Source organism: Rhodophyticola sp. CCM32 (assembly GCF_004751985.1).
Classification (GTDB): domain Bacteria; phylum Pseudomonadota; class Alphaproteobacteria; order Rhodobacterales; family Rhodobacteraceae; genus Rhodophyticola.
On the sequence record NZ_CP038492.1, the window covers coordinates 2,929,857 to 2,947,597 of the forward strand.

The 17,741-nt window shown below is 62.0% G+C and carries 16 protein-coding genes; 9 read left to right on the top strand and 7 right to left on the bottom strand.

What is annotated here, in order from left to right:
- Positions 1–197: 197 nt before the first annotated feature.
- Entirely contained in the window at positions 198–1,097 is a 900-nt protein-coding gene (locus E2K80_RS14230; RefSeq protein WP_135375600.1) for a sugar kinase, read from the bottom strand.
- Positions 1,098–1,354: 257 nt separating this feature from the next.
- On the opposite strand from E2K80_RS14230, the gene E2K80_RS14235 reads away from it, so the two are divergent.
- The gene (locus E2K80_RS14235; protein WP_135376637.1) at positions 1,355–3,856 is read left to right on the top strand and encodes a GcvT family protein; all 2,502 of its coding nucleotides are present in this window, start codon (positions 1,355–1,357) and stop codon (positions 3,854–3,856) included.
- 78 nt (positions 3,857–3,934) lie between these two features.
- Here E2K80_RS14235 and E2K80_RS14240 read toward each other — a convergent pair whose 3' ends face one another.
- From E2K80_RS14240 to E2K80_RS14255, 4 genes are all read right to left on the bottom strand, one after another.
- The gene (locus tag E2K80_RS14240) at positions 3,935–4,468 is read right to left on the bottom strand and encodes a dihydrofolate reductase family protein (RefSeq protein WP_135375601.1); all 534 of its coding nucleotides are present in this window, start codon (positions 4,466–4,468) and stop codon (positions 3,935–3,937) included.
- 346 nt (positions 4,469–4,814) lie between these two features.
- Positions 4,815–5,447, bottom strand: coding sequence for a DUF938 domain-containing protein (locus E2K80_RS14245; RefSeq protein ID WP_135375602.1), 633 nt, complete (start codon positions 5,445–5,447; stop codon positions 4,815–4,817).
- Positions 5,444–6,523 (bottom strand): NAD(P)/FAD-dependent oxidoreductase, encoded by a 1,080-nt coding sequence (locus E2K80_RS14250; RefSeq protein WP_135375603.1) that lies wholly within the window; start codon positions 6,521–6,523, stop codon positions 5,444–5,446. The genes E2K80_RS14245 and E2K80_RS14250 overlap by 4 nt, the downstream gene beginning before the upstream one ends.
- A gap of 324 nt (positions 6,524–6,847) precedes the next feature.
- Positions 6,848–7,744: an ABC transporter substrate-binding protein gene (locus E2K80_RS14255; RefSeq protein ID WP_135375604.1), complete on the bottom strand. Its 897-nt coding sequence runs from the start codon at positions 7,742–7,744 to the stop codon at positions 6,848–6,850.
- 96 nt (positions 7,745–7,840) lie between these two features.
- On the opposite strand from E2K80_RS14255, the gene E2K80_RS14260 reads away from it, so the two are divergent.
- Genes E2K80_RS14260 through E2K80_RS14270 form a run of 3 tightly spaced genes read left to right on the top strand, consistent with a single transcriptional unit; the run spans position 7,841 to position 10,648 of the window.
- Positions 7,841–8,824, top strand: a complete 984-nt coding sequence (locus tag E2K80_RS14260) for a FecCD family ABC transporter permease (protein ID WP_135375605.1) — start codon at positions 7,841–7,843, stop codon at positions 8,822–8,824.
- Positions 8,821–9,822, top strand: coding sequence for a FecCD family ABC transporter permease (locus E2K80_RS14265; protein WP_168193201.1), 1,002 nt, complete (start codon positions 8,821–8,823; stop codon positions 9,820–9,822). Before E2K80_RS14260 ends, E2K80_RS14265 begins: the two co-directional genes overlap by 4 nt.
- Entirely contained in the window at positions 9,815–10,648 is an 834-nt protein-coding gene (locus tag E2K80_RS14270) for an ABC transporter ATP-binding protein (RefSeq protein ID WP_238475549.1), read from the top strand. Before E2K80_RS14265 ends, E2K80_RS14270 begins: the two co-directional genes overlap by 8 nt.
- 54 nt (positions 10,649–10,702) lie before the next feature.
- Here the strand turns inward: E2K80_RS14270 and moaA are convergent, their stop codons facing one another.
- Complete coding sequence (gene moaA / locus E2K80_RS14275) at positions 10,703–11,713, bottom strand: GTP 3',8-cyclase MoaA (RefSeq protein ID WP_135375606.1); 1,011 nt, start codon at positions 11,711–11,713, stop codon at positions 10,703–10,705.
- Positions 11,714–11,799: 86 nt separating this feature from the next.
- Between moaA and E2K80_RS14280 the strand changes: the two genes are divergently transcribed.
- On the top strand, positions 11,800–12,216 hold the full coding sequence (locus E2K80_RS14280; protein WP_238475550.1) for a hypothetical protein: 417 nt from the start codon (positions 11,800–11,802) through the stop codon (positions 12,214–12,216).
- Between the two features lie 217 nt (positions 12,217–12,433).
- Here the strand turns inward: E2K80_RS14280 and E2K80_RS14285 are convergent, their stop codons facing one another.
- Positions 12,434–13,219, bottom strand: coding sequence for an SDR family NAD(P)-dependent oxidoreductase (locus E2K80_RS14285; protein WP_443216533.1), 786 nt, complete (start codon positions 13,217–13,219; stop codon positions 12,434–12,436).
- Positions 13,220–13,467: 248 nt separating this feature from the next.
- Between E2K80_RS14285 and E2K80_RS14290 the strand changes: the two genes are divergently transcribed.
- The 4 genes from E2K80_RS14290 to E2K80_RS14305 all read left to right on the top strand — a co-directional run bounded on the left by E2K80_RS14290 (position 13,468) and on the right by E2K80_RS14305 (position 17,718).
- Positions 13,468–15,039 (top strand): Re/Si-specific NAD(P)(+) transhydrogenase subunit alpha, encoded by a 1,572-nt coding sequence (locus tag E2K80_RS14290; protein WP_135375607.1) that lies wholly within the window; start codon positions 13,468–13,470, stop codon positions 15,037–15,039.
- 13 nt (positions 15,040–15,052) lie between these two features.
- Positions 15,053–16,498 (top strand): NAD(P)(+) transhydrogenase (Re/Si-specific) subunit beta, encoded by a 1,446-nt coding sequence (locus E2K80_RS14295; RefSeq protein ID WP_135375608.1) that lies wholly within the window; start codon positions 15,053–15,055, stop codon positions 16,496–16,498.
- A 39-nt stretch (positions 16,499–16,537) separates the two neighbouring features.
- On the top strand, positions 16,538–17,107 hold the full coding sequence (locus E2K80_RS14300) for a cobalamin biosynthesis protein CobQ (protein WP_135375609.1): 570 nt from the start codon (positions 16,538–16,540) through the stop codon (positions 17,105–17,107).
- Between the two features lie 155 nt (positions 17,108–17,262).
- Positions 17,263–17,718: a hypothetical protein gene (locus E2K80_RS14305; RefSeq protein ID WP_135375610.1), complete on the top strand. Its 456-nt coding sequence runs from the start codon at positions 17,263–17,265 to the stop codon at positions 17,716–17,718.
- Positions 17,719–17,741 lie beyond the last annotated feature (23 nt).

A 17,741-nucleotide genomic window follows, 5' to 3' on the forward strand; every position in this document is an offset into this window, starting at 1 on the left:
CGGTTTCATTGACACCGCCTGTATTGGAATTCGCATTCGATTTCTGTTGTAGGGGGTGGAAAACGCGCGTTTTCCACAAGGATTTCTCGAGAAATCCTGCCCTTGCGCCTTTGCAGTCCCCCGCGTTTCATTTGGGCCATGGAGTATCGCCAATATCCCGAGACTGCCAAAGGTGTGGCAGGGTATAGGCGAGGCGATCAAACCTCGCAAAGCGCGCCGCGTCGGCCGATCACCTTGCCTGCCAAATCATGGGCGGCGCGGGCGGCCTCTGCTTCACCGGTCCCTGTCAGCCGGGCGGCAAGATAGGCGGCATTGAAACTGTCCCCGGCGCCGGTGGTGTCGACCGGGCTGACCGGGGCTTCGGGGGCCACTTGCCACTGGCCCGCATCACTGGCGATAAGGGCCGGGCCGGGGCCGGTCTTGACCACCACTTCTGACACGCCTGCGGCGCGGTAGCGATCCGTTACGGCCTGCGGATCGGGATCATCGCAAAGCACAGCCTCATCCGGCCAGGTGGGCAGCGCGATGGTGGCGGTCTTTGCGGCCTCCATCAATGTGTCGCGCATGATATCTGGGGTTTCCCAAAGCCCGGGGCGGATATTGCTGTCAAAGGCGACGCGCTGCCCCGCCGCTTTCGCCTGCGCCAGAGCTGCCAGCAGGGTTTTGCGGGCGGTCTTTTGCAGAATCGCGAATGTGATGCCGGAGACATAGATCAGATCAGCCCCGGCCATGGCGCGGGCCAGATGATCTGCATCATCGGCCAGATGCCGCGCGGCAGAGCTTTCGCGCCAGTAGGAAAAGCTGCGTTCCCCCTCTGCATCGGTGTCGATCATATAGAGACCGGGCGTTGCCTCCGGCAGGCGCAGGATTGCGTCGGTGGCAATGCCGCTTTCGGCCATGAAGCGTTGCATCCGGTCTGACATCGGGTCGGTGCCAAGGGTGGTCAGATAGGCGACCTTCCAGTCAGGGGGGAGTTGCCGGCGCATATGCCAGGCGGTGTTGAACGTATCGCCCGCATAGCCCTGACTGTAGGTGCCGGGGCCGGTTGCGGCAAGTTCGACCATGCATTCGCCGATGGAAAGGATGCGCTGTGTCATGGGCCGCAATGAACATCCAAAGACCGGAATTGGCCAGCGGTTTTCTGTAAACCCTGCCGTGATGCCCTGTGGTGAGGGCGGATTTTGCGTATTTTTGACAAGAAGAAGGCCGTTTGAGTCACGGCTTGCCGGTCCCGGCCCGTGATCCGGGCGCGCAATGTCGTTTTTTCGCGGCAGAGGGTCGGGCGGGCGAAGCGGGCCGGGCGGGGCTCTGGCATGGAGGATAGAAAGATATTTCCCCGGTGGAGCCGATGCCGATGAAAACCCAGGTCAAAGCCCTTGTGATCGGCGGCGGTGCCGTTGGCACCTCGATTGCCTATCACCTGGCCCGCGCGGGGTGGGATGATGTGATGCTGCTGGAACGTGACGAACTGACCAGCGGATCGACCTGGCATGCGGCGGGGCTGCTGCCGCTGTTCAACATGAGCTATGCGACCACCCATATCCATGACTACTCGGTCAAATTCTACAAGACGCTGGAGGAGGAAACCGGGCTGAATGCCGGGTTCGCCGTGGTCGGCAATCTGCGGATGGCGCAGAGTGATGCGCGGATGGATGAATACATGCTTTATGCCGCCACCGCGGAGACCGTGGGCATCCCTTATGAATGGCTGACACCCGATGAGATCAAGGCGCGCTGGCCGCTGATCGAGACCTCGGACCTGAAAGGCGCGCTTTACCACAGCACGGACGGCTATATTAACCCCGCCGATGTGACCCAGGCGATGGCCAAGGGCGCGCGCCAGCGCGGGGTGATGATCGAACGGAAATGGCAGGCGGACGGGTTCCACTGGACCGGGGAGGTCTGGGAGGTGACCGCCACAAAGATGGTGGAGCAGGGCGGCAATCTGGTTGCCTCGGACGAGCAGATTGTGATCACGGCAGAGCATGTGGTGACCGCCTCGGGCAATCATGCGCAGCGCACGGCAGGCATGCTGGGCATCAAGATCCCCGCGATCCCGGTGGAGCATCAGTTCATCGTGATGGACCAGGACCCGGCGTTGATGGAATGGCGCAGGGACAATCCCGAACATCCGGTGATCCGCGATGCGGATGCGCAAAGCTATGTGCGTGAGGAACGGGGCGGCTGGATACTGGGCGTCTATGAAAAAAACGCCCCCGCGCGGTTTGAATATAGCGTGCCCGACAGTTTCCGCGCCGATCTTTTCCCCCTCGATCTGGAGCGGATCGAGGATCAGTATATGGCGATGATCCACCGGATTCCGTCTTGTGAGGACAGCGGTCTGAAAGACGATTTCAACGGTCCGATCTGTTATACGCCCGATGGCAACCCATTACTTGGCCCAGCTTACGGGTTGCGCAATATGTGGCTGGCCGAAGGGTTCAGCTTTGGCATCACTGCCGCTGGCGGCGCGGGGTATTACCTTGCCCAGATGATGGTTGAGGGCGAAGCCGGGATCGACATGGCCTCGCTGGACCCGAAGCGGTTCGGCAACTGGATGACGACGGAATATGCCGCGCGGAAGAACGAGGAATGTTATGACCATGTCTATATCCTCCACCATCCTGATGAGGAACGCCCGGCCTGTCGCCCGCTGCGCACGGCCCCGGCCTATGACCGGCAGAAGGCATTGGGGGCGCAATTCGGCTGTGTGAACGGGTTTGAGCGGCCGAATTACTACGGGCCGCTTGATGCGCCGGACATATTTGACCAAGACAGCCGCTCGTTCCGCCGTGGCGCCTGGTGGGACTATGCGAAGGCCGAGGCACAGGCGATCCGGCAGGGTGTCGGCCTGATCGACGCAACGGCCTTCACCAAACATCTGTTGCGCGGCCCCGGCGCGACGGCGTTTCTGGACCATTTCACCTGCAACAGGCTGCCGAAGGTCGGCCGGATCAACCTGACCTATGCGCTGACAAGTCATGGCACAACGCGCACGGAATATACCATTCTGCGGCTGGGCGAGGATGCATATTATCTGGTCTCCGCCGGGGCCTGGACCGCCTATGACGCGGATTTCCTGATGAAATCGGCGGAGGATTTCATGAGCGCGGGTGGTGGCTATGTGGATATTCATGATGTGACGACGCAATGGGGTGTCTTTGCCATCGCGGGGCCGAAATCCCGCGAGGTTCTGGGGGCGATCGTGAAAGATGCGGACCCGGCGAGCGTGCTGGGCAACAGGCGGTTTCCCTGGCTGTCGATGCGCAATATCGAGCTGGGCATGTGCCCGGTGCGGGCGATCCGCGTGGCCTATACCGGTGAGCTGGGCTGGGAGCTGCATCATCCGATGGAGATGCAGAATTACCTGTTCGATCAATTGATGGCGGCAGGAGAGCCGCATGGGATGAAACTGGTCGGTGCGCGGGCGCAGAACTGGCTGCGGCAGGAGAAATCCTATCGCGCCTTTGGCACCGAACTGGGCCGGGACGCGACGCCGCTGGAGGCCGGGCTGGACCGGTTTGTGGACCTGTCCAAGAATTTTCACGGCAAGGCGGAGATGGAAGCGCTTGGCATCCGCTCAACCTGCGTGACGCTGTTGATCGACGGGCCTGCGGATGCGGACCCCTGGGGGCGCGAGGCGCTTTATGACGGGGACAGGCGGGTTGGGCGGCTGACCTCTGGCGGTTATTCCGTTGCCTTCGGGAGATCCATCGGCATGGGCTATGTGCAGCCCGATCTGGCCACACCCGGGCAGAAGTTGCAGGTGAAAATGCTGAACCGGTTATGGCCGGCGGAGGTGGCGGAAGACAGCCCCTATGACCCGACCAATGCGGCTATTCGCAAGGATGGCTGAGAGCGGGGCTGGAAAACCCGGGTTTTCCCTGTGGAATTCTCAAGAACTCCACAGGGAGCCAATGCAACGTCTCAAATTCTACGACAGGGCGAACTCCTGATATAGCAGGCCAGCGGAGTAATCCCGCTGATCCAGCAGGCGTAGATTTGCTGCACAGCTGTGAGGGGCAAACAAGGGGGTGCCGCCGCCAAGCAGGATCGGTGCGCGTTTCAGGCGCAGGATGTCGATCTGGCCCAAGTCCAGCAGATATCCGGCCAGAATACCGCCACCGCACAGATAGATCGGCCCGGCACTGTCGCGGCGCAGAGCGGTCAGCCGGTCGAGGGGCAGATCGGGCCAAAGCTCTACATCTGCCCTGTCTCCGGGCAGGGACAGACCGGAGGAGACCACAATGCTGCGGGCCCATGGATAGGGGTTTGCCCCGGGGTCGAGGCCAAAGCGATAGCCGAATTCATAGGTTGCGCGGCCCATCAGGACCGTTTTGTAGTTTTGCAGGCGGGTAAGGTAATCGGCAACGATATCGCCCTCATGCGGGAAAGCCGAAATCTCGGCCCCCGGTCCTGCAATGAAACCATCGGCGGAGACCGCCACGTCATAGATAATGGGATGCATCTTTATGCTCCGTCTGATCGGGAAAACCTGTTGTCCGGGTCGGGACCGGGTAGCGGGGATCAGGCTGTCTGGATCATTGGCGGGGCGCTCCTGTTGCCGCGTTGATAGCAGGGCTGGGCGGTTCCTGGCAAGTTTTCAGGATATTCTACGGGTCTGGACGGGCTGCCCCCCATCTGCATGGCGACACAGAGGACATCGGCAGTTTCTTCCCGCCGGGATCAGGGTTTCCACATATATGCCGATACAAGCCTCACATTTATCCGCCCAGATCCGCGCTATCTTCTTTCCTGTGGATAGCTTCGGGCCGAAGCTTGCAGGACATCGGATGCGGTCGCCCTGACCCGGGTCAAGCGGGACGTTCGGCGCAGAGCATCAGGTTGTTGGCGGGCAGTTCGACCGTTTCGAAAAGATGCAGCCCGTGACGGGTCAGCTTGGCGGCAATGTCGATCACATCCTTATAGCCGATGGCCGGGTTTTCGGCGCGCAGGCTGTCATGGAAATCCGCATCCCCTTGCGAGGTGGCCACGCCATCGCGCAGAAACGGGCCGTAAAGCGCGGCGATGCCGCCGGGCGCAAGGGCACCAGCTATTTCTGACATAAGAACGCCTGTATCCGCGTCCGGGATCAGATGGATCAGATTGACCAGAACGATCAGCTCCACCGGGCCATGGGTTTTCGACCAGCCCGGCGTGCAGGCATCAAGCGCCAGAGGCGGCAGAAGATTGGGTGCAGGGGCCTCAGCCGACCAGGCCGCGATCGAGGCGCGCCGGTCCGGGTCCGGGTCGGTGGGTTGCCAGACCAGCCCGGACATGGCCGGGGCGAAGGCAATGACATGTTCGCCGCTGCCCGAGGCGATTTCCAGCGCCCGGCCTTGCGCCGGGGCGATCCGGGTCAGGACCGACAGGATGGCCGCGCGGTTGCGCAGGGCGGCGGGGGCCGATATCGCGCCTTCGGGCAGGGCTGGGGCGTCATCGGTCATGAAAAGCGCGCGGGGACAAGACCGGCCACCGTGTCTGCGGGCAGTTCCGGTGCCCGCCCCGCAACCAGATCGGCCACCAGACGGGAGGCCGCGGGCGCGGTCTGAAACCCGTACCCGCCCTGACCCGCGACCCAGAAGAAATCGGGCTTGTCGGGCGCAGGACCCAGAGCCAGACACCGATCAGGCGCGAAGGTGCGCAACCCTGCCCAGGTCGCGGTGATGCGTGTCACCTCTTCGGTCACGAAAGGCTGGTAGCGGGCAATGCCCTCGGCCAGCACCATGTCATCGGCCCAGGCATCATGGGGCTCTGCCGGGTCTTCCTCGGCCGGGGAGACGATCCATCCGCCCGCATCGGGTTTGGCATACCAGGTTTCGCCAGCGCCGATCAGCATCGGCCAGGCCGACACATCATGCCCGCCCGGGGCCGGCATCCGCGCCATGGACCGGCGCAGCGGTTTCAGCCCCAAGGGATGGACCCCGGCCAGCACGGCGACATGGTCAGCCCAGGCCCCGGCGGCATTGACCAGCAGACGGGCCTCATATGCTCCGGTGCCTGTAGACACATGCCAGAGGCCCGGATTATGGGTGATCCCGGTCACTTTCTCACCGGTCTGGACCTGTCCGCCATTCCCGCGCAGCTCGCGCAGGTAATTCTGTATCAGACGATCCGTGTCGATATCCCAGGCGCCATCGTGATGGGCGGCCATGGCCAGATGATAGGGGTCGAGGATCGGGATCAGGCGGCGGGCTTCCTCCGGGGTGATCTCAGTCAGGTGCAGCCGGGCCACATCCCGGGCAAATATCTCCGCCTCGGTGGCGCTGGCCACAAACATCAGGCCACGGGGGGACAGCACGCCGCCATTGGCATGCATGTGATGGTCCTGCGAGGCGATGTTCAGCGCAACCGTGACCGGATGGCCATATTGGGCCTCGAACAGCGCGGCAGACCGGCCCGAGGCGTGATAGGCTAGCGCATCTTCGGCCTCCAGCAACAGGACCGAGCCAAGTTTGCCAAGCTCTGCGGCGGTGGAAATGCCCGCGATGCCGCCGCCGACAATCAGGAAATCGTACACCATGGATGGGTGGTGACATGGGGCCCGGTCATGCGCAAGGGGGCCTCCTTCAGGTAAGGGTCATGGTGGCTGGTGGATTGCGCTACTTGCCAAGGGGTATTGCGGGATGATGCGGGATGAGACGCCAGGGGTGCAGGTGATTTGACGGTCAGAAAACTGCCGAAGACGCAGGAACGCGACAGAAAACATCCAAAGTTCTGACCTGCGGCAGCGATGGTGCGGCCCGTTTCATGGCCCCTTGCACAAACGCAGCAGCGCCGCCCGGGATAGTCCCGCGCAGCGCTGGTGGTCAATTTTCGCAGGTGACGCAGGCACGGCCCGCGAAAATCACTCAATGCCGTAGATTTCGGCAATATCCTCAAGCATCAGGCGGGCCGCAATAACCCCGCCGGCGGTGTTCCAGATCGCATCATCAACACCATGAACCCGGCCTGCCTGTACCGCCGACAGGCCCTGCCAGAGCGGATCGGACAGCGCCTCGGCAGCGGCGGCATCGCCTTCGCCGTTTCCATTGTCATAGGTGAAATGGACAATCCGGTCGCCATCCATGTCGGGGATGCTTTCGCGGCCCACGCGCAGGGCGAATTCAGGTACATTCTGATTTGCCGGGCGGGCAAAACCAAGATCGCTGAGGATCACGCCTGAGAAACTGTCTAGCTGATAGATGCGGATATTGCCGGCAAGAAACCGGATGACCGACACTTCCTCCTGAAGGGACCCGCCAAGCGCATCCGAGAGTGCCGCGACCTCTGCATCATACTCTGCCAGCAGCGCAGCACCCTCGTCCTGCCGGTCAAGCGCAGCGGCATAAATCTCAAGATTGACCCGCCAGTCGCCGCGCAGCCGTTCTGAAAGAACCGTAGGGGCAATGGCGGTCAGCTGTTCGTAAATCTCTTCATGGCGCTGCTTGTTGCCCAGGATCAGATCCGGCTCAAGCGCAGCCAGAAGCTCAAGATTGATTGCGCTTTCACGGCCCAGCGGTTCCACGCCGTCCATGGTCCCGGTGATATGCGGATACCAGGGATCGCCAAGCCAGGAATTGGCGGCGCCCACCGGCGTGACACCCATTGCCAGGACGGCCTCGGTTCCCTCATTGGTCAGTACCACAACCCGTTGTGGAGTGTCAGGAACCTCGGTTTCTCCCATCGCATGGGTGACCGTGTCGGCCCAGGCCATCGGGACCAGACCGATCAACAGGGTTAAACTTGTCAAAATCGCACGCATATCGGTTGTCCTTATTGGTCGTGGAAGTCGAAAGAATCTGACAGTTTTTGTCAGAAAACAGATTTACTAATTTCGCCGGATTTGCAAGGTGGACCCATGCGTGTCGCGTTTCCTGCCGTTCTTGTCACCTGTTTTGGTCTTGCCGTTCTTGGGTTGCATCTGGGCGTTCGGGCCTATGCGCCTGTGCAGGTCTGGACCGCATTGACCGCAGGCGGGGACAGCGCAACCGATGTGATCATCCGCGACCTGCGGGTGCCGCGTATGGCGCTGGCGATCATTGTGGGCGCGGCCCTTGGACTGGCCGGGCTTCTTATGCAAAGTGTCACACGCAATCCGATTGCCGAGCCCGGGCTTCTGGGTGTGAATGCCGGTGCCGCCTTTGCGGTGGTCATGCTGATCACCCTGTCCCCCGGGGCCGGTTTTGGCAGTATCGCGCTCTGTGCCGGTCTGGGCGCGCTGCTGGCCGCGGCGCTGGTTTTTGGGCTGGCCTTTTCCGCCGGTGGCGGGCTGTCCCCGATCCAGTTGCTTCTGGCGGGTGTCACGGTGGCGGCGCTGCTGATCTCTGCAATGCAGGTGTTGATCCTGATGAATGAATCCGTGCTGGAGGAATTGCTGTTCTGGCTTTCCGGGTCTTTTGCGGATCGCCCACTGACCGGGCTTTGGGTGGTGCTGGCCGGGCTTGCTGCGGGCACCCTGATTGCCCTGGCCCTTTCGGCGGCGCTGGATGTGTTGCGGACCGATGATGCCACCGCGCAAAGCCTTGGCGTGCCTGTGTTCAGGCTGCGGTTCGGGGTTCTGGCGATTGCCGCGCTTCTGTCGGGGCTGTCGGTGGCTCTGGCCGGGCCGGTTGCCTTTGTGGGGCTGGTGGCGCCACATCTGGCGCGGCTTGCAGGGGCCGAAACCCATCGGCATCTCATCCCGCTCAGCCTGATCTTCGGGGTGATGCTGGGCCTGTCCGCCGATCTGATGGCCCGGTTCATCCTCTACCCGACCGAGGCCCCGGTCAGCGCGGTGACGGCGCTGGTCGGGGTGCCGCTTTTGCTGGTCTTGCTGCGGCGAAACCGTATTCGGGTATCATGATCCGCGCCGCATCTATATCGCTGCCGCTGGCCGTGGGGGCCATCGCCATTCTGGCCGTGGCCATCGGCAGTTCCTTCATGCCGCCGGATCGGGTTTTTGCCGCGCTTTTTGGCGCGGGCAGCCGGGCAGACGGGATCATCCTTTGGAATATCCGCTTGCCGCGTGTTCTGCTGGCGGCCCTGGCGGGGGGGGCCTTCGCAATCGCCGGGCTGCTTTTGCAACGGGCCACCCGCAACCCGTTGGCCGCACCTTCGGTTCTGGGGGTCGTGGATGGTGCGGCGGTTGGTGTGCTGGTGTTCTTTCTTGCCTTCTCGGATGAGGCAAACGCGCTTGTCGTATCCGTACATTGGCAACCTTTGGCGGCCGTGACGGGTGCCACGGTTTTTGCGCTGATGGTCGGGATATTGGCGTATCGGGATGCCGTCTCGCCCATGCGATTGCTGCTTTATGGCGTCGCGCTGGCCGCATTGGCCAATGCCATCGTCGTGCTGATGATCATCGCCGGGCCTGTGTATCGCGCCTCGCAGGCGCTGATCTGGCTTGCCGGGTCGGTTCATACGGCCGATTGGTGGGATGTGACCCTGCTGAGCCTGGCCTGGGCTGCTGTATTGCCCGTGCTGCTTTGGCTGATACGCCCGCTTGATCAGTTGCGCCTTGACGATCAAAGCGCGCAATCAACCGGTCTGCGGGTGACCGGAACCCGGGTCACGGCCCTGATCCTGTCGGTTCTGATGACCGCCGCCGCGGTCAGTGTGGTGGGCGGTATCGGGTTTGTGGGCCTGATCGCGCCCCATGCCGCGCGGCTGCTTTTCGGCACCAATGCCCTGCCGCAGATGGCGGGTGCGGCGCTGATCGGGGCGGGCATGCTGATTGCGGCCGATCTGATTGTACGTGCGGCCTTTCAGCCTGTCGAAGTTCCTGCCGGGGCGGTGACCGCACTGATCGGCGCGCCCTATTTCCTGTTTCTCCTGATCCGACAAGGCCGTATCCATGTTTGAAGACCCGTCTGAACCGATACCCGCGCCTTTGATCACCGTTGCCGGGGCCGCAATCGGTTATGGCGATGCGCTGGTGTTCCGCGATTTGTCGCTGAGCATTCCGAAAGGCCGGGTGACGGCGCTTTGCGGCCCGAATGGTTGTGGCAAATCCACGGTTTTGAAGGCGATGCGCGGGATGCTGCCCCTGAGTAGGGGGCAGGTTCTGCTGGATCAGGCGCCGCTGCCCGGATGGGATGCAAAGGCGCTGGCGCGGGAGATTGCCATTCTCGGTCAGGCCCCCTCGGCCCCTGAGGAGATGCGGGTATCTGATCTGGTGGCGCTTGGCCGGTACAGCCATCGCAGGGCCTTTTCGCCGCTGTCGCCTGCGGATCAGGCCGCCATTGCCGGGGCGATCCATGCGACCGATCTGACAGATCTGGCCGACCGGCCCATCGGGTCGCTTTCCGGTGGTCAGTTGCAACGCGCCTGGCTGGCCATGGTGGTCGCGCAGGAGGCCCCGGCGATCTTTCTGGATGAGCCGACGAACCATCTTGATATCGCCCATGCCCTCAGCGTGCTGGCCCTGGTCCGGCGCCTGACGCAAGAGGCGGGCAAGACGGTGGTCATCGTACTTCATGATCTCAACATGGCTGCAAGCGTGGCTGACCGGATCGTTCTGTTCCGCGACGGCGTGATCAAGGCCGAAGGGACAGTGGCCGAGGTGTTGACCGAATCAATGATCCGCGCGGTGTTCGACATAGACTGCCAGGTCCTGGACCGACCGGGCACCGACCTGCCGCTTGTGGTGCCCCTTCGCGATCTGGGCAGGGCGTCAGAAGACAACTGAGAACAACAAGGGCAGGGCGCTGTCGCTCAGCTATAAAATCTTTCAGAAAACGCGTTACCCGCCCGTATGGCTCATATGGCGGGAGACCTGGCCATCCACTTTCTGGCGGGAATAGTCGAAATCATGACCTTTGGGTTTGCGGGCAATCGCGGTGCGGATCGCGGTTTGCAGGAGGATGTCGTCTTTTGAGGCGCGCAAGGGGCTGCGCAGATCGGCCATATCCTCCTGCCCGAGGCACATATAGAGATCCCCCGTGCAGGTCAGCCGCACCCGGTTGCAGCTTTCGCAGAAATTATGGGTCAGCGGTGTGATGAAGCCGATTTTCTGCCCGGTTTCCTGCAATTGCACATAGCGTGCGGGGCCGCCTGTACGCTCGGTCAGGTCGATCAGGGTGAAGCGTTCCGCAAGCCGGGCACGCAGATCGCTGAGCGACCAGTATTGGCCAAGGCGATCCTCATTGCCCAGATCCCCCATCGGCATCACCTCGATAAAGGTGAGGTCCATATCGCGGGTGGCGCACCAGTCCTGCAGGGTGAACAACTCATCCTCGTTGAAGCCTTGCAGGGCCACCGCGTTGATCTTTACCCGCAGGCCGGCTTTTTGTGCCGCGTCGATGCCGCCCAGAACCTGTTGCAGGCGGCCCCAGCGGGTGATCGCGGCGAATTTGGTTTCGTCCAGCGTATCAAGCGAGACGTTGATCCGCCGCATCCCGGCGGCATAGAGGTCACCGGCAAAGCGCGCCAGTTGGCTGCCATTGGTGGTCAGGGTCAGTTCCGACAGGGCGCCGCTGTCCAGATGCCGGGTCATGGCGCGGAAGAAGGTCATGATATCCCGGCGGACCAGCGGCTCCCCCCCGGTGATGCGCAGTTTCTTTACGCCAAGATGGATGAAGCTGGTGCAGATCCGGTCAAGTTCCTCAAGCGTCAGCAGTTCTTTCTTCGGCAGGAAGGTCATGTTTTCCGACATGCAATAGACGCAGCGGAAATCGCAGCGATCGGTGACCGAGACACGCAGATAGTCAATGGCGCGGGCGAAAGGGTCGATCAGGGGGGCGGGTTTGTCCATGGGTCAGAAGCTATGCTCGGCAAAGGACCGCCGCAAGTCGTGATCGGGGTATTGAAGCGCGGGTGCAATGTCGTAATCTGAACTTCATGACCCATGCCGCCCATATCATCCTGTCCGCCATGCTTGTTTTGGGCCTGTCGGCATGTGCTGACGGGCTGTTTCAGGGGGGCGTTTCGGGGCCTTCAATCGAATCCGGTGCAGACCCTGTGCCGGATATCCCTGTGGCAGAGACATCCGCAGTGCCAGACCCGGGCCGTGACCGTGCAGGTGAGACGATTGCCAGTCTGGGCGACCCGGGCGACCCGGGCCTCTGGCTGCGCACGCCGTTGGTGAGCAGTGAACAGCAGGGCCTGGTGACCGCGCAAAACGGGGCTTCGGTGCAACTGACTCTGATCCCGATTGCGGGAGATCCCGGCGCAGGCAGCCAGATATCGCTGGCGGCGATGCAGGCATTGAATGTGCCATTGACCGATCTGGTGACGCTGACCGTGACGCCCGGGTGACGCAGATGCGCAGATCCATCCGTTTATGGCGTGTGGAGAGCAGCCAATGATGTGTTTGAGGGGTGGCGGGCCGCGTCATGCCCCCTGCGGGAGCCCTCCGCATCCCGCATTGCCATGGGAGCGTGGCGGGCGTGCGGTATTTGGGGCGGCGGTCAGGGTCGTGGTGGGGGTAGGTGCCTCCGGCGGGCGTATTTGCGACAAGAAGAAGCCATGCGGGTCAGGCGACCTGACCACCTGCGATCTGGATGGTCTGGCCATTGACGCTGCGCGCGGAGTCCGAGCAGAGCCAGATTGCCGCGCCGGTGATCTCATCGGTGTCCAGGAGGGTTTTGTGGCGGTTGCCCCCGGCCAGATAGGCGCGGGCTTCGGCCTCGGTCATGCCGAGGCGGGTGGCGATGTCATGGGCGTTCCGGGCGACAATCGGCGTATCCACATAACCGGGGCAGAGCGCGTTGAAGGTGATGTTGGAGGGTCTGTATTCCTCGGACAGGCCGCGCATGATACCGATCAGGGCGTGTTTCGACGCGGTATAGGCGATGGCGTTTTCAAGCCCGCGCACCCCTGCGATTGAGCTGACGCCGATCATCCGGCCCCAATCTTCGGGTCCAAGCGTGGCCAGCGCTGCCTGAAGGGTCAGGAAGGCCCCGTCAAGATTGGTTGTCATGGTTTTCCGCCAGTGATCCAGTGTGATCCGGGCGAAGGGCATGGGCTCGGCAATACCTGCATTGGCCACGCAGATGGCGACCGGGCCATGGGCCCTGGCCGCGCTGGCGATGCCCTGCCGGACAGAGGGTTCATCACTCACGTCCATCTGCAGCGGATGCAGGCGCGGGTGGGCCTCTGCGACCTCTTCCAATCTGGAAATATTGCGACCGGTGATGGTGACCTCGGCCCCTGCCTCGGCCAGGGCCCGGGCGATGCCCAGCCCGATGCCGGTGCCGCCGCCGGTGACCAGCGCGTGGCGTCCCTGATGTTCCGTCATGTTGCCGTCCTTCATGGCCATCTGGTGATGCTACCCGACCGGGTCCGGCGTGCAAGACCCCCTGATATTGCCTTCGCCTTTTGACGCAATGACTGTCATGGCGCTGGACTTTTCCGGGGGCTTGCCCTGTTTATGCGCAAGGGAAAACCTGACCTGCGGGGCGGGTGCGGTTTTGAGACATTATCTGTCGCGTGGGCAGCCCGTTGTGCAAGATTTGACAAGTTGGTAAACCGGGGTTCGGCAATCTGCGGCGAGAAGAGGGGATGGACGTGAAAATAGGCGCTCCGAAAGAGGTTGAAGCGGGGGAATCGCGGGTTGCGATGACACCGGACTCTGCCGTTCAGCTGCAAAAGCTGGGCTATGAGTGCGCGATTGAAAGCGGTGCCGGTCTGGCGGCCGGCTTTTCCGATGCGGCATATAAGGCCGCCGGGGTCGAGATCATCAAAACGCCGGCAGGTCTTTGGAAAGCCGTTGATATCATTGCCAAGGTGCGCCCCCCGACCGAGACCGAAGCCAAACGGCTGACCAAGGGAAAATTGCTGATCTCGTTCTTCTATCCCGGGCAGAATGACGCGCTGATGGACCTGACCAGATCCAAAGGCGCCCATGTCATCGCGATGGATATGGTGCCGCGGATCAGCCGGGCGCAGAAGATGGATGCGCTGAGCTCGATGGCGAATATCACGGGCTATCGCGCGGTGATCGAGGCGGGCAATCATTTCGGTCGTTTCTTCACCGGGCAGATCACCGCTGCGGGCAAGGTGCCGCCGGCCAAGGTGCTGGTCATTGGCGCGGGCGTGGCGGGGCTGGCCGCGGTGGGCACCTCCACCTCTCTGGGGGCGATCACCTATGCGTTTGATGTGCGCCCCGAGACAGCGGAACAGATTGAATCAATGGGGGCGGAGTTTGTGTTCCTCGATTTTGACGAGCAGCAGGACGGGGCCGCCACCGGCGGCTATGCCGCGCCGTCAAGCCCGGAATTCCGTGAGGCGCAACTGGCCAGGTTCCGCGAACTGGCCCCGGATATGGATATTGTGATCACCACCGCCCTGATCCCGGGCCGGGATGCGCCCGTGCTCTGGACCCGCGATATGGTCGAGATGATGAAACCCGGATCGGTGATTGTCGATCTGGCGGCAGAGCGTGGCGGCAATTGCGAATTGACGGTGACCGATGAGAAGATCACCAGCGATAATGGCGTCACGATTGTGGGCTATACGGATTTCCCAAGCCGGATGGCGGCGCAATCCTCGACGCTTTATGCCACCAATATCCGTCATATGATGACCGATCTGACGCCGGAGAAAGACGGTGTGGTCCATCATGATATGGAAGATGATGTGATCCGTGGCGCGACCGTCGTGTATGACAGCGAGGTCACCTTCCCGCCGCCGCCGCCGAAAGTGGCCGCCATCGCGGCACAGCCGAAAGCAGAGGCCGCGCGCGAATTGACGGCCGAGGAAAGACGCGCCGCCGAGATGGAGGCCTTCCAGTCCCAGACAAGGTTTCAGGTCGGGCTGTTGGCAGGCGGTGCGCTTTTGATGCTGGTGATCGGGGCCTATGCGCCGGCCAGTTTCATGCAGCATTTCATCGTTTTCGCCCTGGCCTGTTTCATCGGTTTCCAGGTGATCTGGAATGTCAGCCACGCGCTGCACACGCCGCTGATGGCGATCACCAATGCCATTTCCGGCATCGTGATTGTGGGCGCGCTGTTGCAGATCGGATCGGTCAGCTGGCTGGTGGGCCTGTTGTCTTTTGTCTCGGTGCTGATTGCATCCATCAATATTGTGGGGGGCTTTCTGGTGACACGCCGGATGCTCGCCATGTTCCAGAAATCCTGAGGGGGACGGGGTCATGAGCATTGGTATCGTCTCGGCCGCTTATATCGCGGCATCTGTTCTCTTCATTCTGGCGCTTGGCGGGTTGTCGAACCAGGAAAGCGCCAAGCGCGCCATCTGGTACGGGATCGTCGGCATGGCGCTGGCGGTGATCGCCACGATTTTCGGGCCCGGGGTGTCGAATATCTTTCTGATCCTGATCGCGGTCGCGGGCGGATCCGTGGCGGGGTATTACGTGGCAGGCAAGGTCCAGATGACCGAGATGCCGCAACTGGTGGCAGCCCTGCACAGTTTTGTGGGGCTGGCAGCGGTTTTCATCGGTCTGAATGCGGATGTGATGCTGGGCGCTGTGACCGCGCTGCGTGAAAGCGGGGTCAGTCTGAGCGATGCGGATCTGACCGGGTTCGGAACCAAGCTTTGGTATAAGGATGCTGTCGAGATCTCCATTCTGAGGGTTGAGGTTTTTCTGGGCATCTTTATCGGCGCTGTGACCTTCACCGGGTCGGTGGTGGCCTTTGGCAAACTGGCGGGCCGTGTCGATGGCAAGCCGACAAAACTGCCGGGTGGTCACATGCTGAATGCCGCCGCGCTGGCGCTTTGTCTGGTGCTTGGGCTTATGTATCTGGGCGGTTCCGGCGTGTGGACGATGGTTCTGGTCACCGCGATTGCGGGGTTCATCGGCTGGCATCTGATCATGGGGATCGGGGGCGCGGATATGCCGGTGGTTGTGTCGATGCTGAACAGCTATTCGGGCTGGGCGGCGGCGGCGATCGGCTTTACGCTTGGCAATGACCTGCTGATCGTCACCGGTGCGCTGGTCGGGTCATCGGGGGCCATTCTCAGCTATATCATGTGCAAGGCGATGAACCGGAATTTTGTCTCGGTCATCCTTGGGGGGTTTGGTGGCACAACCGGCCCCGCGCAGGAGATCGAGGGGGAGCAGGTTGCCATTGACGCCGATGGTGTGGCCACCGCCCTGAACGAGGCGGACAGCATCATCATCATTCCGGGCTATGGCATGGCGGTGGCGCAGGCGCAGCAATCGGTCAGCGAGTTGACCCGCAAGCTGCGCGCATCGGGCAAGACCGTGCGCTTTGCGATCCATCCGGTTGCGGGCCGGTTGCCGGGGCATATGAATGTGCTGCTGGCCGAGGCCAAGGTGCCCTATGACATCGTGATGGAAATGGATGAGATCAACGAGGATTTCCCGGATACGGATGTGGCGATTGTCATCGGGTCCAATGACATTGTGAACCCGGCGGCACAGGATGACCCGAACAGCCCCATCGCGGGCATGCCGGTTCTGGAATGCTGGAAGGCAAAACAGGTGTTTGTGTCGAAACGCGGTCAGGGCACCGGCTATTCCGGGATCGAAAATCCGCTGTTCTTCAAGGAGAATACGCGGATGTTCTATGGCGATGCGAAGGCCTCGCTTGACAGTCTGCTGCCGAAAATCGGCTAGGGCCATGCGCCCGGCAGATGACCCGGACAGGGCCTGAAGATGAACACGCCTGCGCATCTTCTGCTTGGCGCGGCTGTCTTTGGTGACCCTGAGCGGCGCCATACCACCACCGCCGCGCTGATCGGGGGGCTGTTGCCCGATCTGTCGCTGTATCTGATGGCCGGGGTTTCGCTGATCCTGCTGGAAATCCCGCCACAGGTGGTGTTCGGGGAGCTGTATTACTCCGAGGCGTGGCAGCATGTCTTTGCCATCGACAATTCAATGCTGGTCTGGGGCCTCGTCTTCGGGCTTGGTCTTTGGCTGAAACGGGCCTGGGTTGTGGCGCTGGCAGGGGCCGCGTTGCTGCATCTGGTGACTGATTTTGCGCTCCATCATGATGATGGGCGGTCGCATTTCTGGCCGCTGACCTCCTGGGTTTTTGAAAGCCCGATCAGTTATTGGGACAGTCATCACGGCGCGCGATATGTGGCGCCGCTGGAAGGTCTGCTCTCGGCGATATGCGCTGCGGTGCTGTGGCGACGGTATGTCCAGTGGGGGGCACGGTTTGGCTTTATCGCAATCCTCGGGCTGGAGGGGTTTGTGATCCGGCAATGGCTGGTGTTTTTCTGACCCAAGCCGGGAGGCGCAGCGCTGCCGGGGCAAAGCTGCGGGGCATCAAGCCGGTTCACCATGGTTTGAACGTGAGACGCCACTGCGACAGGCTTGCGTCTTGCCGGAGATATATTATCTGATAATAATAGTCAGATATAGTCCGGAAGATCGTGATGCTTGCTCATTTGACCCCTGCCGCCGACCTGACGGCCCCCTGTCCGAAGACCCGCAATGCCGAGGTGGATCGTGCGGAGCTTGCCTGGCTGCGCGTTGCCGGTGCCCGTTGCCGGGTGATGCGGCGAAGCGATCTGTTCCAGGCCTGTGCCGTTCTCAGCCTGTCCGGTGAACAGGCCGCTTTGGCCTATGCGCAGGCCCTGTTTCGCGCCTTGCCGGATCTGCTGCCAAGGGGGCTTACGCTTTATGCCCCCGGCGATTCGCAGATTTCGTTTGATGAAGCCTGGCTGCTGCAGCTTCTGACCCGGGCGCGCGCGGGGGACCATGACAGTCTGACGTTTCTGATTGGTCGCCGCATTCCCCGATATGCAAGGCGACAGGTGGCGTTTTTGGCCCATGGTTTGGCAACAGCCCGTGAAGACGGGACGGGGGATGGCGAAAAAAACTGCGTCTGAAAGCAGTTTTTTTGACATTTCCT

Bases quoted from the DNA above. Each gene is read 5' to 3' on its own strand.
- E2K80_RS14230 (WP_135375600.1), bottom strand. From the start codon at position 1,097: ATGACACAGCGCATCCTTTCCATCGGCGAATGCATGGTCGAACTTGCC.
- E2K80_RS14235 (WP_135376637.1), top strand. From the start codon at position 1,355: ATGAAAACCCAGGTCAAAGCCCTTGTGATCGGCGGCGGTGCCGTTGGC.
- E2K80_RS14240 (WP_135375601.1), bottom strand. From the start codon at position 4,468: ATGCATCCCATTATCTATGACGTGGCGGTCTCCGCCGATGGTTTCATT.
- E2K80_RS14245 (WP_135375602.1), bottom strand. From the start codon at position 5,447: ATGACCGATGACGCCCCAGCCCTGCCCGAAGGCGCGATATCGGCCCCC.
- E2K80_RS14250 (WP_135375603.1), bottom strand. From the start codon at position 6,523: ATGGTGTACGATTTCCTGATTGTCGGCGGCGGCATCGCGGGCATTTCC.
- E2K80_RS14255 (WP_135375604.1), bottom strand. From the start codon at position 7,744: ATGCGTGCGATTTTGACAAGTTTAACCCTGTTGATCGGTCTGGTCCCG.
- E2K80_RS14260 (WP_135375605.1), top strand. From the start codon at position 7,841: ATGCGTGTCGCGTTTCCTGCCGTTCTTGTCACCTGTTTTGGTCTTGCC.
- E2K80_RS14265 (WP_168193201.1), top strand. From the start codon at position 8,821: ATGATCCGCGCCGCATCTATATCGCTGCCGCTGGCCGTGGGGGCCATC.
- E2K80_RS14270 (WP_238475549.1), top strand. From the start codon at position 9,815: ATGTTTGAAGACCCGTCTGAACCGATACCCGCGCCTTTGATCACCGTT.
- moaA (WP_135375606.1), bottom strand. From the start codon at position 11,713: ATGGACAAACCCGCCCCCCTGATCGACCCTTTCGCCCGCGCCATTGAC.
- E2K80_RS14280 (WP_238475550.1), top strand. From the start codon at position 11,800: ATGACCCATGCCGCCCATATCATCCTGTCCGCCATGCTTGTTTTGGGC.
- E2K80_RS14285 (WP_443216533.1), bottom strand. From the start codon at position 13,219: ATGGCCATGAAGGACGGCAACATGACGGAACATCAGGGACGCCACGCG.
- E2K80_RS14295 (WP_135375608.1), top strand. From the start codon at position 15,053: ATGAGCATTGGTATCGTCTCGGCCGCTTATATCGCGGCATCTGTTCTC.
- E2K80_RS14300 (WP_135375609.1), top strand. From the start codon at position 16,538: ATGAACACGCCTGCGCATCTTCTGCTTGGCGCGGCTGTCTTTGGTGAC.
- E2K80_RS14305 (WP_135375610.1), top strand. From the start codon at position 17,263: ATGCTTGCTCATTTGACCCCTGCCGCCGACCTGACGGCCCCCTGTCCG.